This window comes from Leifsonia sp. NPDC058248 (assembly GCF_042881905.1).
Classification (GTDB): Bacteria; Actinomycetota; Actinomycetes; order Actinomycetales; family Microbacteriaceae; genus Leifsonia.
In genome coordinates, this window is record NZ_JBHVXB010000002.1 from 171903 (window position 1) to 185587 (window position 13685).

16 protein-coding genes and 1 tRNA gene are annotated in these 13685 nt (G+C 68.8%); 8 read left to right on the top strand and 9 right to left on the bottom strand.

Annotated features, from left to right (window positions below):
* Positions 1-5: 5 nt before the first annotated feature.
* Positions 6-572, bottom strand: a complete 567-nt coding sequence (def, locus tag ACFVV5_RS03910) for a peptide deformylase (protein ID WP_387239270.1) — start codon at positions 570-572, stop codon at positions 6-8.
* 40 nt (positions 573-612) lie between these two features.
* On the opposite strand from def, the gene ACFVV5_RS03915 reads away from it, so the two are divergent.
* The 3 genes from ACFVV5_RS03915 to ACFVV5_RS03925 all read left to right on the top strand — a co-directional run bounded on the left by ACFVV5_RS03915 (position 613) and on the right by ACFVV5_RS03925 (position 3033).
* The gene (locus ACFVV5_RS03915; protein WP_387239273.1) at positions 613-1593 is read left to right on the top strand and encodes a DMT family transporter; all 981 of its coding nucleotides are present in this window, start codon (positions 613-615) and stop codon (positions 1591-1593) included.
* Between the two features lie 91 nt (positions 1594-1684).
* Positions 1685-2947: a glycosyltransferase gene (locus ACFVV5_RS03920; protein ID WP_387239276.1), complete on the top strand. Its 1263-nt coding sequence runs from the start codon at positions 1685-1687 to the stop codon at positions 2945-2947.
* Between the two features lie 12 nt (positions 2948-2959).
* Positions 2960-3033 (top strand) — tRNA-Ile (locus ACFVV5_RS03925).
* Positions 3034-3117: 84 nt separating this feature from the next.
* Here ACFVV5_RS03925 and ACFVV5_RS03930 read toward each other — a convergent pair.
* Both ACFVV5_RS03930 and ACFVV5_RS03935 read right to left on the bottom strand, forming a co-directional pair.
* Positions 3118-3798 (bottom strand): FadR/GntR family transcriptional regulator, encoded by a 681-nt coding sequence (locus ACFVV5_RS03930; RefSeq protein ID WP_387239279.1) that lies wholly within the window; start codon positions 3796-3798, stop codon positions 3118-3120.
* Entirely contained in the window at positions 3795-4538 is a 744-nt protein-coding gene (locus ACFVV5_RS03935) for an SDR family oxidoreductase (RefSeq protein ID WP_387239282.1), read from the bottom strand. Before ACFVV5_RS03935 ends, ACFVV5_RS03930 begins: the two co-directional genes overlap by 4 nt.
* A 61-nt stretch (positions 4539-4599) precedes the next feature.
* Between ACFVV5_RS03935 and ACFVV5_RS03940 the strand changes: the two genes are divergently transcribed.
* The gene (locus tag ACFVV5_RS03940) at positions 4600-5370 is read left to right on the top strand and encodes an SDR family NAD(P)-dependent oxidoreductase (protein WP_387239285.1); all 771 of its coding nucleotides are present in this window, start codon (positions 4600-4602) and stop codon (positions 5368-5370) included.
* 163 nt (positions 5371-5533) lie between these two features.
* Positions 5534-6061 (top strand): hypothetical protein, encoded by a 528-nt coding sequence (locus tag ACFVV5_RS03945; RefSeq protein ID WP_387239288.1) that lies wholly within the window; start codon positions 5534-5536, stop codon positions 6059-6061.
* Between the two features lie 64 nt (positions 6062-6125).
* Here ACFVV5_RS03945 and ACFVV5_RS03950 read toward each other — a convergent pair whose 3' ends face one another.
* From ACFVV5_RS03950 to ACFVV5_RS03965, 4 genes are all read right to left on the bottom strand, one after another.
* Positions 6126-6674 carry a M20/M25/M40 family metallo-hydrolase gene (locus ACFVV5_RS03950; RefSeq protein WP_387239291.1) on the bottom strand — a complete coding sequence of 183 codons (549 nt, stop codon included), beginning with the start codon at positions 6672-6674 and terminating at the stop codon, positions 6126-6128.
* Positions 6675-6955: 281 nt separating this feature from the next.
* On the bottom strand, positions 6956-7570 hold the full coding sequence (locus tag ACFVV5_RS03955) for a dihydrofolate reductase family protein (protein WP_387240096.1): 615 nt from the start codon (positions 7568-7570) through the stop codon (positions 6956-6958).
* Positions 7571-7694: 124 nt separating this feature from the next.
* Positions 7695-8966, bottom strand: a complete 1272-nt coding sequence (locus ACFVV5_RS03960; protein ID WP_387239294.1) for a hypothetical protein — start codon at positions 8964-8966, stop codon at positions 7695-7697.
* 97 nt (positions 8967-9063) lie between these two features.
* Positions 9064-9273: a hypothetical protein gene (locus ACFVV5_RS03965; RefSeq protein ID WP_387239297.1), complete on the bottom strand. Its 210-nt coding sequence runs from the start codon at positions 9271-9273 to the stop codon at positions 9064-9066.
* A 254-nt stretch (positions 9274-9527) separates the two neighbouring features.
* Between ACFVV5_RS03965 and ACFVV5_RS03970 the strand changes: the two genes are divergently transcribed.
* Positions 9528-10370, top strand: coding sequence for a hypothetical protein (locus ACFVV5_RS03970; RefSeq protein WP_387239300.1), 843 nt, complete (start codon positions 9528-9530; stop codon positions 10368-10370).
* A gap of 12 nt (positions 10371-10382) precedes the next feature.
* Here the strand turns inward: ACFVV5_RS03970 and ACFVV5_RS03975 are convergent, their stop codons facing one another.
* The gene (locus ACFVV5_RS03975) at positions 10383-11594 is read right to left on the bottom strand and encodes a toxic anion resistance protein (RefSeq protein WP_387239303.1); all 1212 of its coding nucleotides are present in this window, start codon (positions 11592-11594) and stop codon (positions 10383-10385) included.
* Positions 11595-11858: 264 nt separating this feature from the next.
* Between ACFVV5_RS03975 and ACFVV5_RS03980 the strand changes: the two genes are divergently transcribed.
* Together ACFVV5_RS03980 and ACFVV5_RS03985 are read left to right on the top strand one after the other, a co-directional pair.
* Entirely contained in the window at positions 11859-12665 is an 807-nt protein-coding gene (locus ACFVV5_RS03980) for a class I SAM-dependent methyltransferase (RefSeq protein ID WP_387239306.1), read from the top strand.
* 25 nt (positions 12666-12690) lie between these two features.
* Positions 12691-13092 (top strand): hypothetical protein, encoded by a 402-nt coding sequence (locus ACFVV5_RS03985; RefSeq protein WP_387239309.1) that lies wholly within the window; start codon positions 12691-12693, stop codon positions 13090-13092.
* On the opposite strand, the gene ACFVV5_RS03990 is transcribed toward ACFVV5_RS03985, so the two are convergent.
* Positions 13089-13571, bottom strand: coding sequence for an NUDIX domain-containing protein (locus ACFVV5_RS03990; RefSeq protein WP_387239312.1), 483 nt, complete (start codon positions 13569-13571; stop codon positions 13089-13091). The genes ACFVV5_RS03985 and ACFVV5_RS03990 overlap by 4 nt on opposite strands.
* Positions 13572-13685 lie beyond the last annotated feature (114 nt).

Sequence of the window (13685 nt, forward strand, 5' to 3'; positions counted from 1 at the left end):
GCCCGCTAGTCCTCGAGGTGGTCGCGGCCCGGCAGCCAGCTGAGGCCGGGAACGCCCCAGCCGTTCTTGCGCGACGCCTTGGCCGACGCCTTGCCGTAGGGGTGACGCAGCCGGTCGACGTAGAGCACGCCGTCGAGATGATCGAACTCGTGCTGGAAGATGCGGGCGAGCCAGCCCTCGGCACGAACCTCGAACGGCTCGCCGTCGAGGTCGACCGCCTGCAGGATCGCGCTCTGCGAGCGGCGGAGCGGGAAACGCTCGCCGGGGAACGAGAGGCAGCCCTCCGACTCCTCGTCCTCGTCCAGCTCGTCGATGGAGGCCGGACTGATCCAGAGCACCGGATTGATCGCGACGCCGCGGTGCAGCACGTCGTCGTCGTCCGTCCAGCCGTAGACGAAGAGACGAAGGGGCACACCCACCTGCGGAGCGGCGAGACCGACGCCCGGAGCAGCATCCATCGTCTCGAACATGTCGCCGGCGAGTGCCCGCAGCTCGTCGTCGAACGCGGTGACGGGGGCGGCGGGGGAGTGGAGCACGGGATCTCCGGAGATCCGGATGGGAAGGACGGCCATTCAGCAAGAATATCGGGATGAAACTGGGTAGGGTCGTGGGGTGGACCAGGTGCTGATGGAAGTGACGACGGACATCGCGCTGAAACCGAGCGCATTCCTCGGCATCCCCATCGCCCTCATCGGAGCCTGCTTCCTCTCCATCGGCGCTCAGCTCCAGCATCACGGCGTCGCCAAAGTCGAAGCCATGACGCACGACGCCAAGGGCGGCCTCGACATGGCCCAGATCGGCCGCCTCCTGGCCCGCCCGTCCTGGGTGATCGGCACGCTCATGCTCGGGCTCGCCATCGTCTTCCAGCTGGTCAGCCTGACGCTCGCGCCGATCATCGTCGTGCAGCCGCTCGGCGCCGTCGCCCTCGTCGTCACGGCGATCCTCAATGCGCGGGTGACGCACGTCAAGCTCAACCGCCAGTCGATCGTGGCGATCACGCTGTGCGTGGGCGGAGTCGGGGCGTTCGCGATCCTCGCCGCGTTCACCGCCCGCGACGTTCCGGTGACCGATCGCGCGCTCCTCGAGATCCTCATCATCCTCGTGATCGTGCTCGTCGTGTTCGGAGTGCTGTTCTACTTCCTGCGGTCCCGGTTCAAGGCGCTGATGTACATCGTCGGCGCGGGCGTGCTCTACGGGTTCGTGGCCACGCTGGCCAAGGTGCTCATCGCCCGGATCGGCGCGGGCGACTGGGACTGGCTGCTCGTGCTCTGCCTCGTCGCGCTGCTCGTCGCCGGCGCCCTCGGCGCGTATTTCGTGCAGAACGCGTACTCGTCCGGGCCGCCCGACCTCGTCATCGCGGGCCTCACTGTGATCGACCCGCTGGTGGCCGTCACGATCGGGATCCTGATCCTCGACGAGGCCGCCCAGGCGCCCTGGTGGGCGATGATCGGCTTCGTCGTGACCGGCGCCGTGGCGATCTACGGCGTGTTCATGCTCGCCCGACACCACCCCCAGGCGGCCGAGCCCGGCGTCGAAGGCACGCCGGTCGCAGCCGCTATTTCCGACATCCCCAGCGATTCCGGCCTAGACTGAACGACTGAATCAGCCGGTCGGTTCCGTCCGGCTGCGCGAAACACCACCGCCGGATTCAGACGCCGGCCCACAAACGTAGGGAACCAATCACGTGCCCGATTCGAGCGGACCGCATAGCTCCACGCCCGCCCAGCCCGCCGGCGCGGCGAAGAGACCCCTGACCGTGCTCATCGGTGCCGACACGTTCGCGCCCGACGTCAACGGCGCCGCCCGGTTCGCCGAGCGCCTGGCTGCCGGCCTGGTCGCCCGCGGCCACGACGTGCACATCGTGGCGCCGGCCGCCTCGCGCAAGCACGGCACCTGGGTCGAGGAGCACGAGGGCCAGAAGATGACGGCCCACCGCCTCTACAGCTGGCGCTGGTACCCGCACGACTGGCTGCGCTTCGCGATCCCGTGGCGCATCAAGCAGAACAGCGCCCGCATCATCGACGAGGTCAAGCCGGATGTGGTGCACTTCCAGTCGCACATCGTGGTCGGTCGCGGTCTCTCCGTCGAGGCGGAGAAGCGGGGCATCCGGATCATCGGCACCAACCACTTCATGCCCGAGAACATGCTCGAGTTCACGATGATCCCGAAGGGCATCCAGGAGTGGGCCATCGGACTCGCCTGGAAAGCCGCGCGACGTACGTTCGGCCGCGCCGAGGCGGTCACGACTCCGACCCGCAAGGCCGCCGACTTCCTCGAGAAGTTCACGGGGCTCCGCGGTGTCCACGCGGTCTCCTGCGGCATCGACGCCCACAACTACACCCCCGACTTCTCGGAACGCACCGAGAACCGCATCCTGTTCGTCGGTCGGGTGACCGGTGAGAAGCAGATCGACGTGCTCCTCAAAGCCGTCACGCTGCTGCCGGCCTCGCTCGACGCCAAGGTCGAGATCGTGGGCGGCGGCGACCAGCTGAAGAACCTGCAGAACCTCGCCGACACCCTCGGCATCGCCGACCGCGTCACCTTCACGGGATATGTGACCGACGAGGAGCTGCGCCAGGCGTACACGCGCGCGTCGGTCTTCGCCATGCCGTCCATCGCCGAACTGCAGTCGATCGCGACGATGGAGGCGATGGCGTCGGCGCTGCCGGTCGTCGCCGCCAACGCGATGGCGCTGCCGCACCTCGTGCGCGACAACGAGAACGGGTACCTCTTCGAGCCGGGCAACGCCGAGAACCTCGCCGAGCGCCTCACGCACGTGCTCACGCTCCCGAAAGAGGAGCTCGACGTGCTCAAGCAGGGCTCGCTGCGCATCGTCGCCGCACACGACATCCAGACCACCATCTCGACGTTCGAAAGCCTGTATCGTGGTGAGCCGGTGGCCGACCCGGTGACGGAAGCGGCCCCCTCCGTGCCCACCTCCGAGTAGGTCTGGGCACACGGGGCGGTAGCTCAGCTGGTTAGAGCATCGGACTCATAATCCGCCGGTCACGGGTTCAAGTCCCGTCCGCCCTACGCGAAACGGCCCGCGATCCCGCGTGTCTTCGAGCACGGATGTCACATTCGCGGCGGGTTCGTCGAGCACATGCCCGATACGGGTCACTGGCCACGGGCGATTCGGCGCATGGTCTCCGCGGCCGTGAGCCCGTCTGCGCTGCTGATCGCCTCCACGAGGGCAGCGTGCAGCTGTACGTCGGCAGGAGCTGTGGCCCAGGCGATCGACTCGGACGGCGTACGTTCACGAAGAGCCTCGGAGACGACCGACTGAAGGCGGTACAGCATGGCGTTACCGGACGCTTCCAGGATGGACGTGTGCAGCCGGCGGTCAGCGTCCAGGAAGGCGGCGCTGTCGCGGGCGGCCGAGGCGTCGCGCAGTTCTGCGACGGCGCGTGTCAGCGCGACTACGTGGTCCGTCGTGTGCCGATCTGCTGCGATCCGTGCTGCTTCCGGTTCGATCGCGAGGCGGAGCTCAACGAGTTCGCGAAGCTGCTGGTCGCGTTCGGGGGATGCCAGGCGCCATCGCACGACGTGCACGTCGAGGGTGTCCCACGCCGACTCCGGCGTGACCCGGAGACCCACCCGCCGGGCGGCGGTGAGCATGCCCAGCGAGACGAGTACTCGGGTCGCTTCGCGAACGATGCTGCGCGAAGCGCCGGTTCTCGCGATCAGTCCGTCGATCGTGTCGGAATGGCCCGCGGGGAGGTCGCCCCGAACGATAGCGAGACCCACAGATTCGAGGACGAGGTCGAAGGTGCCCTGTGCGGCGGGCCCGGCGGTCATCGTTGTGAGAGCGGCGAAATGACGATTTCGTCGAATCGAACGTGTGGGGGGCTGTCCAGGACGAATTGGATCGACCGTGCGACGTCGGATGGTTCGAGCATGACGCCGCGCGCTTCTGCGTCAGGAACATTCGGCCGTAACTCGAGAAAGTCCGTGTTGACGTCTCCCGGACACAGATGGCAGGCGCGAACACCTGAGCTCGCCTCCTCTGAATTCACGGTGCGCGCCAACGACGACAATGCCGACTTGCTTGCGCTGTAGGCGACTCCTGCGCCAGGGCTGAACGTCCATGCCGAATACGAGGACACAATGACCGCGACTCCGTGTCGTTCCCGAAGATGAGGAAGGGCAGCCGCGATGAGGTGGGCCGGTGCGACGAGGTTGGTCTGGACGATCTGGTCGAACGTCTCCGTCGCCTGATCTGCCCACCTGCGGTCGGGCGCATTGAGGCCGGCGGCAAGTACGAGGCCGTCGATGCGGCCCCAGCGCGACCGGACGACATCGGCCGACGCCGTCACCGCTGCAGGATCGCGAACATCGACCGGCACAACGAACGCGTCGCCGGAATGCGCCCTGACCGCGTCGGCGGTCGCTTCGAGAGTGTTCTGCCGGCGCCCGGACAGCGCAACCCGCCACCCTGCGTCCGCGGCCGACAGCGCGGCGGCCCGGCCGATTCCCGATCCCGCCCCTGTTATCCAGAGGACTCTCGGCTCGTCGCCCGGTTTCGCATCTATCGTCATGCCGCTCCTCGCTATTCGCGGGTGGTAGGGTCACCTGAATAGTATGCCTAATGGAGGAATCGTGCTCATAGACTTCACGGATCAGGTCGTCGTAGTCAGTGGCGCCGGGCGAGGCATCGGTCGGTCCATCGCCGAACGATTCACCACGGAGAACGCCACCGTGGTGGCACTGGATCTCGCCTTCCCGGAGCCGCTCCCCGGCGACGCGATCGGAATCGCCTGCGATGTCACCGACCCCGACTCGGTCGCCGCAGCGATCAGCCAGGTCACATCCACGTTCGGTCGGATCGATGTGTTGATCAACAACGCCGGGATCAATGTCGAAGGCAACGTCGAAGACCTTGATCCCCAGCGTTGGCGCGCCTGTTTCGACGTCAACGTGTTCGGCGTCTTCCTTCTTTCGCAAGCCGTGATTCCGCTCATGAAGGAGGCGGGGCGCGGTCGGATCATCAACGCCGCGTCGTTCGCGGCGATCATCCCCAGCGTCGGCGCCGCAGCATACGGTGCATCCAAAGCGGCAGTCGTGCAGTTCACGCGAGTGCTCGCCAGTGAACTCGGCCCGTGGGGAATCACGGTCAACGCCTACGCACCCGGAATGATCCCAACGGCAATGAACGGATTCGCCGACCTGCCGGAGTCAGGTCAGCGGCGACTTCTCGATACTCTCTCGCTCCGCCGATGGGGGCGGCCGGAGGATGTTGCTGATCTGCTGTGCTTCCTTGCCAGCGATGGCGCGGGATATATCACGGGTGCGCTGATCGATGTGAGCGGCGGCAAGTTCGCGACCCAGCTCCCCAGTCGTGCCTACGAAGGGGCAAGCGGCGCGAATTGACGGTCGCTTCCGCCGCCGACACCGACGACAGCGCCGGATCACCCGGTCAGGGTGATGCCCGGCGGTGCCGCTCGGTCCGAAGCTTCGTATGGGTGCCGCACCGCATGCGGCGAAGGGTCGTGGCCGGCCTCCGAGGCCGGCGGATGGAGACAGGAGCTGTGACATGGCTGATCAGCCGTATGTAGCGATTGCTGCGCAGTATGGGAGCGAAGACGAAGCAGTCGCCGATTTCGACCAGATACATGCGCACTACAAGGATGCGGGAAAGCACGCGGCTTTCGACGCTGCGGTGGTCGTACGCGACAAGGAAGGCAAAGTCTCCATCCCGAAACGCGATGACGGCGACAAGCACCACGGTGGCAGGAAAGGCCTGGCCATCGGGCTCGCGAGCGGAATCGTCGTCGCACTCTTCCCGGCCGTCGCCCTGGGGGGTGCCCTCCTCGTCGCAGGTGGCGCCGGCGCGGGCATCGGTGCCATCGCCGGCCACATCTCCAACAAGGCGTCGGCGGAGGACCTCAAGACGATCAGCGAGACGCTGGATGCCGGGAGCGCCGGGATCGTGATCGTCGCCGCTCCCGACGACGTCGCCGAAGTCGAGAAGCTCCTGACGCACGCCACCAGCGTGACCAAGAAGGAGATCGCCGTCGACGACGAGCAGCTGGAGAACGAAGTCCAGGACGCCAAGGAATAGCAAGCGCAACCCGAACGAGAAGGCGGGGCTGTCGAATGACGGCCCCGCCCTTCTCAGCGTCCGGTCACGACGCGGCGAACTTCTGGATGAACTCCGTCTGCGCGACGATCATGCGCTCGATCTCCTGAGGGTCGACCGACTCGTCCGACGCGTGGATGCGCGACTTCTCCGTGTCTTCGACTCCCCACAGCACGATGGCGGCTCCGGGCGCGACCTTCTGCAGCGATGCGACGAGGGGGATGGATGCTCCGCTGCCGATCGACTCGACGGGCGAGCCGTAGGCGTCCATCAGCGCATCCTTCGCCGCGACGATCGCCGGATGCGACTCGTCCACCGCGAACGGATGACCCGTCTTGATCTTCTCGACGACGACCTCGCACTTCCAGGGCCGCTGCGCCCGCAGGTGGGCCATCAGCGCCTCGAGCTGGGCGTCCGCATCCGAGCCGGGGATGATCCGCATCGACAGCTTCGCCGTCACCTCGGGCAGGAGCACGTTGGATGCCTCTGCCGTGTTCGGCAGGTCCATCCCCAGCACCGTCACCGACGGCTTCATCCAGATGCGGTCGGAGAGCGAACCGGTGCCGAGGAACGCCACGCCGGGCAGGATCCTCATCTTCTCGACGGTGACGATCGGTCACTTCCGGTTGTACAAGACGACCGGGGCCAGCATCATCGTGCTCGTGATCGCCCTCGTGGCGACCTCGGCACCCTCGTCGTGTTCTGCTTCACGACGCTCGTCAACGAACCGGCGACCGCGATCGCGCTCCTCGTGGTCGTGGGGTTGTCCGTCCTCGTCGATCTGCTGTGGAAACGCACACGCGATCGGCGTGGAGCGGCAGCGGCAGAAGCCGCGCCGTAAACCGCGCCGCAATCCGCGCCAGTGCCGAGCCGCTCCTAGTCGATGGCGCCCATGTCGCCGACGGCGGGCGTCCCGTCGATGAGCTCATAGCGCTGTAACACCGCGCCGTTCGGCGAGGAGACGGCCGGCTCGATGAGTCTCAGGTTGCTCGGAACCACCCCGCCGGCGAAGACCTTCTTGCCGGCGCCGAGGAGGATCGGATACACCCAGAGCGTGAGCCGATCGAAGAGCCGCTCGGCGAACAGGGTCTGCGCGAGGTCGAGGCTGCCGATGACGTGGACGGCCGCGTGCCGGTCGCGAAGCTCGCGGACCGCGGCAGGGAGATCCGGACCGAGCAGCGTGGAGTCGGCCCACTCGAGGTCCAGCGCCTGGCGCGACGCCACGTACTTCGGGATGCTGTTGAACAGCCGCGCGATGCTCCCTTCCGCGTACGGCCAGTAGGAGGCGAAGATGTCGTAGGTCCGGCGCCCGAGCAGCAGCGCGTCCATCCCCACCATCCCCGCCTCGACCTGCTCGCCGACGACCTCGTCGATGAGAGGAGCCTGCCAGCCGCCGAACGCGAACCCGCTATCGGTGTCCTCGTTCGGCCCGCCCGGCGCCTGCGCGACGCCGTCGACCGTGGTGAACAGGTCGATGTGGATGAGTCCCATGCCGTGCTCCGTCCTGTCGCCCGTCGTCACCCCGGCGACGGGATGCTCCGAGCCTGCCACGCGATCACGGTGCGAGGCAACCGCCATCGACGGGTCGAGCACTCAGTCGCGGAGCACGAACGCGCTAGGCGGCTCGACGGCGGCGCACCAGTGTGAGCAGCACTGTGCCGAACAGCAGGGCGACCATGGCTGCACTGAGGGGAATCACCAGGTCGGCGCCGGTGTCGGCGAGGGTTGCGGCGTCGTCGGCGGCCGGCGCGGCGACCACCGGCGCCTGCACGACGATGTCGATGCGGAGGATGCGCTGGAGACCGTTCACGCCGGTGCCCACCGCGACCAGGCTGTGGTTGCCCGTGAACGTGCTCGGAACCTGGAACGAGGCCACTGCGAAGCCCTGCGCGTCCACGGTGACCGGCACCACCGAGAGCGGCGTCGAATAGACGCCGAAGGCGACCTGGGTCGACGGCGCGAACCCTGCTCCGGCGAGGATCAGGTGCTGACCGGCAGGGATCAGCGGCGGAGCGCCGAACGAGGGAACGGTGGGAGCCGGAAGCCTCGCGGGAATGGCGGGGACAATGCCGGCCAGCAGGACACCCGCGGTGCGCGCAGCGTCTGCTGCGGCCTGAGCCGCCTGGTCGGCCTGAGTCTTCGCGGTCTCCGCCAGCTGGGCGGCTATTGCTTCTGCCGCGTGCGCGGCATCCGTGGCCAGACTCGCCTCGGCCAGCTGCTGGGCTGCGGCCTCCGCCGCCTCAGCCGCCGCGGCGAGTGCGGCGGTCGCGACTCGAGCAGCCTCGACCGCTGCCGCTTCCTGATCGGTCTCCGCTGCAGCCTCGACGGCGGCTTGCGCATCCGCGAGCGCCCGCTGCGCGTCGGCCGCCTTCTGCTGGGCAAGAAGGTTCGCTGCCCAGGCGGCTTCTTTCTGCACTCCGGCGGTCGTCACGTGGGCGGCAGCCGCCTGAGCGCTCTGCGCCTGGGCGTCAGCGTCCGCCTTGGCCGTGCTCGCAGCGGAGGCGAGGGCGGTTGCATGGGCGGAGGCGTCGGCGGCTGGCTGCGCAGCCTTCTGAGCCGCGGATTGCGTGGCCGGAGACTGGAACACGGGCGGAGGCGAGAACGACAGCGCCGGCGAGCGCGGAACCACGACCGGGGGAGTCAGCGTGGACGGCATGTAGCCGAACTGACCGGCAGAGAACCCTGCGAACCCGCTCGAATTGCTCAGCGAGATGGCGCCGTCGATGACCTTCACGTAGAGTCCCGGGCTGAGTGCGGCGGCTCCCGGACTCGGCAGCGTCGGGATCGCTGACGCCGGCGCTGCGCCGAAGCCGGCGGCACCACCGACCAGGAGGAGCGAGGTGACCACGACAATGGCGCGCGTCGGCAGACGCAGAACGGCAGGCATCGGGCCAGTCTGTCAGCGGAGGCCGTCGGGCGCCCCCACCCACTACGGGGGTGGATGCCGTGGCGCCGGCCGAGCACACCGCACCGTCACGCGGTCCTCACGCGTGGCAGAGCGACCACTCGGCGCGCGCCAGCCGGCGCTCGTCGCCGAGCACGTCGAGGATCCAATCGTCGCCGTCCGTCCGGAGGAACCGGCCGTGGACGGTCTCCGACGTCCACCCGTCCTTCGACTGCGCCCACCGGACCAGGGTCACCCGTTCGCCGCCATGGAGCGCGGTCCCCGCTGGGGTCACCCACCGATCGGTCATGCGCACATTCAACGCGACACGAGGCGTCCGAGTCGAGGGCGACACGCGCCTCCTCGCGGTCCGGGTGCGAAAGCTGGGTCATCCGGAGCGTTGAAGCGCTTTTCGTACCTCTCGGCTGCGGCCATCCGGGCTGGGCGGCCACCGAGAAGCTCCCGCGAGCGTGTACTGCAACCGGGGGAGAAGTGGTTGGATGAGCGGGTAGGGCGATCGATGGGTGCCAGGCCGGGACCCAGGCGCGCCGCGGGAGCACGGACATGGAGCGGGACGAGCAGGGCACGGCGGGGGCGGACTCCGACCCGCAGTCCTTGCTGAACGAGCTCATCGACAGTGTCATGCGGTCGCTTCCAGGCGATGTCGCCTCCAGTTCGCTGTCCGTCGAGCGGCGGCGCTCACTGGCCGACCGGATGGCCCATCGTCCCGGAGCGATCACCCGCCTGAGGCTCGCCGGTCAGACCGAGGCGCTGTCACTGCAGTACGAACCGGGTCCGCGATGGACGGCCGAGGTCGAGCAGATCTACGGAACCGTCACCCTGTCGAGCCGCACGATGACGCTCGGCCGATGGCTGACCGCGTTCGCGCAGCTCGTCGCGGCCTTGGCAGCGGATGCCGCGGGCGATTCGGCCGATTCCGCGCGGGCACTGCAGACGCTCGGGATCCTGCCGCCCGGCTCCGAGATCCACCTCCGCGACACCAACCTCGCCGGTGACCTTCTGACCCTCGCCGCGCGTCTCGGCCGCCGGGTGCCCGAAGCGGCCGTCGCATCCGTCGGCCGGATCGGCGAACTGCTCGCGGAGACGCTTCCTCGAGTGACCGGTTCGGGCGAACCGGAGGTGATCGTGCGGGTGGCGGCGACGGTCTACCTTCCCGACACGCTGCGCGCCTACCTCGCCCTCCCCGCCGAGTGGGCGGCCGAGCATGTGCTCGCGGGCGGACTCACGCCCGCCCAGGCGCTCATCTCGCAGCTGGAGGCCCTCGAGTCCGCCGCACGCAAGATGCGGGACGCGGCGGTCGAGCAGGACGCGTCCGCTCTGCTGATCAACGGCCGTTTCCTGGCCGACAGGTTCGCCGGGTCGAGACTCGACCTCGACCTGCCCTGACCCCGGATGCGCTCAGCTCGACCCCGAGCGCGACCGGTCCAGATAGCCGCGCGAACGCGCCACCTGCTGCTCGAGCGCGTCGACCGTGACCGTCATGCTCTCGACCGCTTTCGCCCGGTACCCGTCGATCGCGTCCATCGTCGCGAACACGTTGTCGAACGCGTGCTGGAGTGTGTCGACGCTGACGCCCGACGACGACGCCTGCTCGTGGATCATGCCCGTCTGCTGTTTGAGGAGCTCGCTCGTGCGGTCGATCATCGCGTTGGTCGCGTCGTTGAGCGCGCCGATCTGGTCGAGCACCAGTCGTTGGTTCTCGAGCGCCTGAGCGACCACGACGGCGGTGCGGAGCGCCGAGACGGTCGTCGTCCGCGCCCGTTCGACGCCCTTGATCAGCTCCACGTTGTTCTTGCGGATGACGTCGAGCGCCAGATACCCCTGCACAGAGACGGCGATCTGGGTGGTCAGGTCCTGCCGGCGCTGCCGGATGGGGAACAGGGCATCCGCCGTCATCGCGTCGGCGCGCGTGGGGTCGGTCGTGCGCAACTCCGCGATACGAGTGGCGGTGGCGTCGTCGAGCGCGGCGGCCAGCGTGTTGTACTCGGCGAGCTTGCCCAGCGTCGCCCACAGGTTGGCGCGTTCGTGCTCGATCGACGCGTTGTCTTTCAGAAGTTCGTCCTGACCGGAGATCAGGGCCCTGATGATCGCGTCGAGCTGCTTCTGCGCCGACTGGTAGCGCTCGAAGTAGCGCATCAGCTTGCGACCGCCCGGGATGCGCCCCAGCGCTCGCTTCGGTCCGGTCAGGTCCGCGCGTCCCGGGTCGAGCTCCGTGATGGTCGTGCGGAGGTCCTGAAGCGCCCGAGCGACCTGCGTCTGCGGGTCGGTCGACGATCCTCGTCCGCGGGCGGCGGCCAGCGACGACGACGGCCGCTCGAGCATCCGGTTCGAGACGTCGGCCGACGACCGGATCTCCTGCTCGCCCAGGCGGGTGATGTCGGCGATCGTGCGCGTGAACTCCGGGCTGCCGGGCTCCAGGGTCGCGAGGTCGGCGACGAAGGCCTGGGCCTTGGCCTCCAGTTCGGCGCGCTTGTCCGGTGCGACGGCCACCATCCCGATCGCCTGGTCGTCCCGGACCTCCGGAACGGCGGGTGGCGGCGTGAGCACGACCTCCGCGTTCTCGACCGGTTCGGGCGGCGTCGGCGGCTGGTTCACATCGAGCTCGGACATCCGCAACTCCTCTCGGCGGGCGGCAGTACCCTCGAGCTAAGAGTAGAACGATCGCCCTGCGAGCTGCCCGACGATTTCTCCCAGCCGGAGCGTCCCCGCCCGCCTTTTGCCGGTAGTTGCGGTCATCCCGGGCGTGTCGCCGACATCTACTGGCAAACGGCGGGCGCACCGCGGGCGCGCGGCGGACCCCGCACTGGATGCGCGCGGCTCTGACGACGATGATGGGATCGTGCGACACGGCGGTGCACGTCGAGACGAGGCGGTATGAACGCAGAGCGCGCATCCGACACCTGGCAGCAGGGAGACGCCTACGAGCGATACGTCGGGCGCTGGAGCCGCCGCGTGGCACCGGCGTTCCTCCGCTGGCTCGACGCGGCACCCGGGCTGCGGTGGCTCGACGTCGGCTGCGGCACCGGCGCGCTGACCGAGGCGATCCTCGACGGGTGCGCGCCGGCGTCGGTGGTCGGCGTCGAGCCGTCCGACGGGTTCCTGACGACGGCCCGCGAGCGTCTGGGGGAGCGGGCCGTGCTCCTGACAGGGAGCGCGGAGGTGATCCCGCAGGACGACGCGTCCGCGGACGTCGTGGTGTCGGGGCTGGTGCTGAACTTCGTGCCGGATGCTCGCGCAGCCGTCGCCGACCTGCTCAGAGTGACCGCCCCGGGCGGAACCATCGCGGCCTACGTGTGGGACTACGCCGGCCGGATGGAGCTGATGCGGTACTTCTGGGACGCCGCCGCCGAGCTCGACCCCGACGCCCCGGACGAGGGCGCGCGCTTCCCGCTGTGCGATCCGCTCGCCCTCGAAGACCTCTTCGCGGGACCGCGATTCGCCGCCGTCGGCGTGAGCTCCCTCGACGTCCCCACGCCGTTCGCGAGCTTCGACGACTACTGGGAGCCGTTCCTCGGCGGTCAGGGCCCCGGCCCGGCGTACGCCATGTCGCTCGACGGCGACGCGCGGGCGCAGCTGCGGGAGCGCCTGCGTGCACGGCTCCCGATCCGGGGTGACGGGTCGATCCCGCTGATCGCGCGGGCGTGGGCCGTGCGGGCATCCGTCGCCGGAGTGAGCCGCTAGGCTCGCACACATCGAGAGGAGCCCCATGACCGCCTCCAACGGCCGCCCCGCCCGGGTCACGTTCATCGCCGTCATCGTCTGGATCCAGGCGCTCTTCGACCTCATCGGCGGGATCTCGCTGCTGGTGCTCCAGAACGACCCGGACATGCGGGCCCAGTTCGGCGGAACGACCGGTGTGGTCGTGACCGGGATCGTGCTCATCGCGCTCGCCCTGATCGTGTTCGCGATCGCCCGCGGCCTGCTGCGCGGGAGCAGCACGGCGCGCGCGATCGTGACGGTCGTGCAGCTGCTCTCGATCGCGTCGGTCATCTATGCAGCCGCGGTGATCCCCGCTCAGCTCGTGAACGCTGCGCTCAGCGCGGCCATCTCCCTGATCATCATCATCATGCTGTGGTCGGGGCGCGCGGGCGACTTCTTCCGGCGTTAGCCGCCGGCCAGGTTCCGGATGCTCGTCTCCAGCACATCGAGGATCGCCCGCTGGCCTTTCACCAGCTTGACCCGCGCCTCGTCGAGCCCGAACCACCGGGCGTCGTCGATCTCCGGGAACTGCTGCACGCGTCCGGACCCGGGCGGCCATTCGAGTGCGAACGTGTTGCTGAGCAGCGCGTCGGGCGCGAAGTCGGCCTCGGCCGCGAACACCACGACCGTCTTCCCCGACGGCTGCGGGAATTCGCCGAGCGGACGGTAGGGCGCGTCCGGCGCCGGCGAGCCGATCTCCTCGGCGAACTCGCGCCGAGCGGTCACGAGCTCGTCACCGAGGTCGCTGTCGTCGACGACCCCTTTCGGGATCGACCAGGCGGCCTCGTCCTTGCGCGCCCAGTACGGGCCGCCCATGTGGGCGATCCAGACCTCGAGGTCGGGGGAGCGCCGGTAGAGGAGCAGGCCGGCACTGCGCACGGCGGACATCAGGCCGCCTTCTTGATGCGTCGTGTGCTCCGGCTGAGGGTCCGCATGGCATCACCTTAGAACGTGTCGCAGCATGTCGGCAGGCGATCGTGAGCTCGGCCGACGCGACTAACG

Bases quoted from the DNA above. Each gene is read 5' to 3' on its own strand.
- ACFVV5_RS03945 (WP_387239288.1), top strand. From the start codon at position 5,534: ATGGCTGATCAGCCGTATGTAGCGATTGCTGCGCAGTATGGGAGCGAA.
- ACFVV5_RS03930 (WP_387239279.1), bottom strand. From the start codon at position 3,798: ATGACCGCCGGGCCCGCCGCACAGGGCACCTTCGACCTCGTCCTCGAA.
- ACFVV5_RS03970 (WP_387239300.1), top strand. From the start codon at position 9,528: ATGGAGCGGGACGAGCAGGGCACGGCGGGGGCGGACTCCGACCCGCAG.
- def (WP_387239270.1), bottom strand. From the start codon at position 572: ATGGCCGTCCTTCCCATCCGGATCTCCGGAGATCCCGTGCTCCACTCC.
- ACFVV5_RS03935 (WP_387239282.1), bottom strand. From the start codon at position 4,538: ATGACGATAGATGCGAAACCGGGCGACGAGCCGAGAGTCCTCTGGATA.
- ACFVV5_RS03955 (WP_387240096.1), bottom strand. From the start codon at position 7,570: ATGGGACTCATCCACATCGACCTGTTCACCACGGTCGACGGCGTCGCG.
- ACFVV5_RS03960 (WP_387239294.1), bottom strand. From the start codon at position 8,966: ATGCCTGCCGTTCTGCGTCTGCCGACGCGCGCCATTGTCGTGGTCACC.
- ACFVV5_RS03965 (WP_387239297.1), bottom strand. From the start codon at position 9,273: ATGACCGATCGGTGGGTGACCCCAGCGGGGACCGCGCTCCATGGCGGC.
- ACFVV5_RS03950 (WP_387239291.1), bottom strand. From the start codon at position 6,674: ATGAGGATCCTGCCCGGCGTGGCGTTCCTCGGCACCGGTTCGCTCTCC.
- ACFVV5_RS03980 (WP_387239306.1), top strand. From the start codon at position 11,859: ATGAACGCAGAGCGCGCATCCGACACCTGGCAGCAGGGAGACGCCTAC.
- ACFVV5_RS03990 (WP_387239312.1), bottom strand. From the start codon at position 13,571: ATGTCCGCCGTGCGCAGTGCCGGCCTGCTCCTCTACCGGCGCTCCCCC.
- ACFVV5_RS03985 (WP_387239309.1), top strand. From the start codon at position 12,691: ATGACCGCCTCCAACGGCCGCCCCGCCCGGGTCACGTTCATCGCCGTC.
- ACFVV5_RS03975 (WP_387239303.1), bottom strand. From the start codon at position 11,594: ATGTCCGAGCTCGATGTGAACCAGCCGCCGACGCCGCCCGAACCGGTC.